At 49.1% G+C, this 3441-nt stretch carries 2 protein-coding genes; both read left to right on the top strand.

Annotated elements, in window-relative coordinates; genetic code table 11:
* A partial coding sequence (locus tag ACO0LE_RS20075; protein WP_422962100.1) for an HlyD family secretion protein occupies nt 1–1267 on the top strand: 1267 nt, incomplete at its 5' end.
* An 83-nt stretch (nt 1268–1350) separates the two neighbouring features.
* The coding region (locus ACO0LE_RS20070; RefSeq protein WP_422962098.1) for a peptidase domain-containing ABC transporter at nt 1351–3441 on the top strand (2091 nt) is incomplete at its 3' end.

The following is a 3441-nucleotide window of genomic DNA, read 5'->3' as shown; positions in this document are numbered from 1 at the left end:
TACCGTTCGCCCATTATTCCGCCAACAAGCCATAGACCACATCAGCACTCGCCAATACGGAACCGTATTGCTGACGTCTGCCACCAGTCACCGTTGGCTAACCGCTTGGTTTGTTGGACTGATTTTTGTCATCATCGCCTTCTTTTTTCTGTTTTCAACCACCCGTAAAGCGCAATGCCAAGGCGTGTTGTTGCCAACCTCTGGTGTGATTCGGGTACTGCCAACGCAATCCGGTGTGATCGCAGAGAAACTGGTCGTCGAAGGTCAATCGGTCCATGCAGGAGATGTTTTGTTTGTATTGTCGAGCGAGCGCAGCAGTGCAAACGCAGGAGATGCGAATAAAGTGATTTCGGGACTGGTGCAGAGTCGCCGCGATAGCTTTAGCTTAGAACTGAAACAGTCTTCTTTGCAATCCCAGCAACGGCTGTATGCCTTACAGCGACGTGCCACTGATATGGACGCGGAATTACATAAATTGGATGACCAGATTGTCTTACAGCAGCAGCGAGTGTCATTAGCCGAGCAGTCGTTTAAGCGATTTAGTGATTTACAGGCGACCAATTATTTATCGGCAGCACAATTACAAGACAAGCAGGCGGAATTGCTGGATCAACGGCAACGCCTGAGCGAATTGCAGCGCGTGAAATCCTCGAATCAACGCGATCTGGCGTCGGTTCAAGCGGATGTGCGTGATCTGCAATGGCAATCGCAACGGGATACAGCAGCACTGCAACGCAATGTCAGTTCATTAGAGCAAGATTTAACTGAGAGTGAAGCCCGTCGAAAGCTAGTCATCCTTGCGCCACAAGATGGGATTGTGACGGCGATTACTGCGGAACCGGGTCAGACCGTGAATGTCAACTCACCACTCGCTTCTGTACTACCGGTCGATGCCCAACTCGAAGCCGAAATCTACGCACCTTCGCGCTCAGTCGGTTTCGTCAAACCGGGGATGACAGTGTTATTGCGTTATCAGGCATATCCGTATCAGAAGTTTGGTCAGTATGAAGCCAAGGTCAAAGAGGTCGCGAATACCTCGCTGCGCCCTGATGAATTTACTTTACCTGGTGCGACGCTGCCAACCGGTGCCGGTGCCGAGCCTTTATATCGGATTCGTCTGAAATTAGACAAGCAATCGGTACTAGCCTACGGTAAAGCGATGCCATTAAAGTCAGGCATGCTGGTTGATGCCAGCGTCTTGCTAGAGCAACGTCGTCTGGTGGAATGGATACTAGAGCCGCTGTACAGTATTTCTGGGCGTATGTAGGTCTGATAAAAGCCATATCGTCCAACAGATCTTGAATACCTAATACATTCTCTCAGTATGTTTTACCAAGAAACTATTGATTCATGAATTTTCAGACTCTGCCTCATCTCTCTTTCTGGCGTAGCCAGCACCTACCTGTGTTATTGCAAACTGAGGCAGCTGAATGCGGCTTGGCGTCACTCTGCATGATCAGCAGTTACTGGGGGCATAAAATTGATATCGCCAGTATGCGTCGGCGGTTTTCTGTATCGTTGAAAGGTTCCACACTCAAGGGCGTCATGGCAATGGCGCAGGGCTTGGCCTTGCAAACTCGTCCATTGAAATTGGACATGGAGCATTTGCCCGACCTGAAATTACCGTGTGTCTTGCATTGGGATTTGAATCACTTTGTCGTCCTAAAATCGGTGAGTCGGAGTCATGCGGTGATTCATGACCCGGCAGTAGGCGAGCGTCGCTTGCCGCTTGCTGAGTTTGCTCGGCATTTTACGGGTGTAGCGCTAGAGTTGATACCAACTGCTGCCTTCGAAAAGAAACTAGAAGTACAAGAGTTTTCCCTGTTTTCTTTGATGGGTCGTGTGATCGGATTAAAGCGTGGTTTGTCTCAGATCCTGCTATTAGGTCTGGCTTTGCAAGTCTGTGTATTGATTGTGCCGTTTTATATGCAGTGGGTAGTGGATGAGGCGCTGTTGTCATCAGATAGAGATTTAGTCACGATACTTGGATGTGGCTTCCTTCTGTTAGTTCTGCTGCAAACCAGTATAGGTGCTGTGCGATCGTGGATCACGACGGTATTGGCTACGAACTTGAATTTTCAGTGGCTAGGGAATGCCTTTGCGCATTTGATGAAGCTGCCATTACCCTACTTTGAGAAACGCCATACCGGCGATATTGTGTCTCGCTTTGGTTCTATCCAGACCATGCAACGCAGCCTGACGACGCAGTTTGTCGAGGGTGTCATTGATGGGGTGCTGGTATTAGGTACCTTTGCGATGATGCTGTGGTACAGCCCTTTGCTGGCGGGTGTCGCTTGTATAGCAGTGGTTTTATATGTCTTGCTGCGCTGGATCATCTTTAAAGCGCTGCGGGAAGCGACGGCTGAACAAATTATTCATGCTGCCAAACAGCAAACACATTTTATGGAATCAGTACGCGGTGTCCAGAGTGTGCGTCTGTTTGGACGAAATGAAGAGCGACGCGCTGGTTGGATGAATGCCCTGGCAGATCAGTTTAATGCGGAATTGCGAATCGCTAAATTAGGCGTGTCGTATCAGACGGCGAATAATTTCTTATTTAGTGCTGAGCGCGTCATTGTGATCTGGCTGGCTGCACTGGCGGTGATGGACAATCGCTTCTCGGTCGGTATGTTATTTGCATTTATCAGCTACAAAGATCAGTTCAGTCAACGAATGGCGAGTCTGGTAGATAAGCTGTTTGAATTACGCATGCTGAGACTGCATGGCGAACGGGTCGCCGACATTGTATTGACCGAGCCCGAGCAAGATCATCATGAGGTGGAGATTGCCCCTGAGCATATCGCGCCATCAATCGAAATTCGCCAGTTGTCGTTCCGTTATGCGGATAGTGAACCTTATGTGTTGAGGGACTTGAATCTGCTAATTCCGGAGGGTCAGTGCATTGCCATTACGGGACCGTCTGGCTGTGGCAAAACGACCTTGTTAAAACTATTGCTAGGGTTGCTAGAGCCGACTGAGGGCGAGATTTTGATTGGTGGTGTTAAACTTGATCAGCTAGGTTTGTCGAACTATCGTCAGTTGCTCGGCACAGTTATGCAGGAAGACAATTTGTTCGCCGGCTCTATTTCGGACAATATCTGTTTCTTCGATCCATCCCCAAACCATGAGCAGATACAGGCTTGCGCTCATCTGGCGGCGATTCATCAAGAGATTGCGATGATGCCAATGGCGTATAACACCTTGGTCGGCGATATTGGTACGGGCTTATCGGGCGGGCAAAAACAACGTGTTCTGTTAGCCAGAGCACTGTACAAAAATCCAAAATTACTGGTGCTCGATGAAGCCACTAGTCATCTGGATATATGGAACGAGCAAGCGGTCAATTCAGCGATTCAAAGAATTCAGTTAACTCGTATCATCGTGGCGCACCGCCCAGAGACTATCGGTATGGCACAGCGTGTGGTGGTATTGCAGCAGGGA

The organism is Undibacterium sp. Xuan67W (assembly GCF_049340165.1).
In the GTDB taxonomy this organism is placed as follows: domain Bacteria; phylum Pseudomonadota; class Gammaproteobacteria; order Burkholderiales; family Burkholderiaceae_D; genus Undibacterium.
The sequence above is the reverse complement of the archived record's forward strand: the minus strand, read 5'-3'. Positions and strand labels throughout refer to the sequence as shown.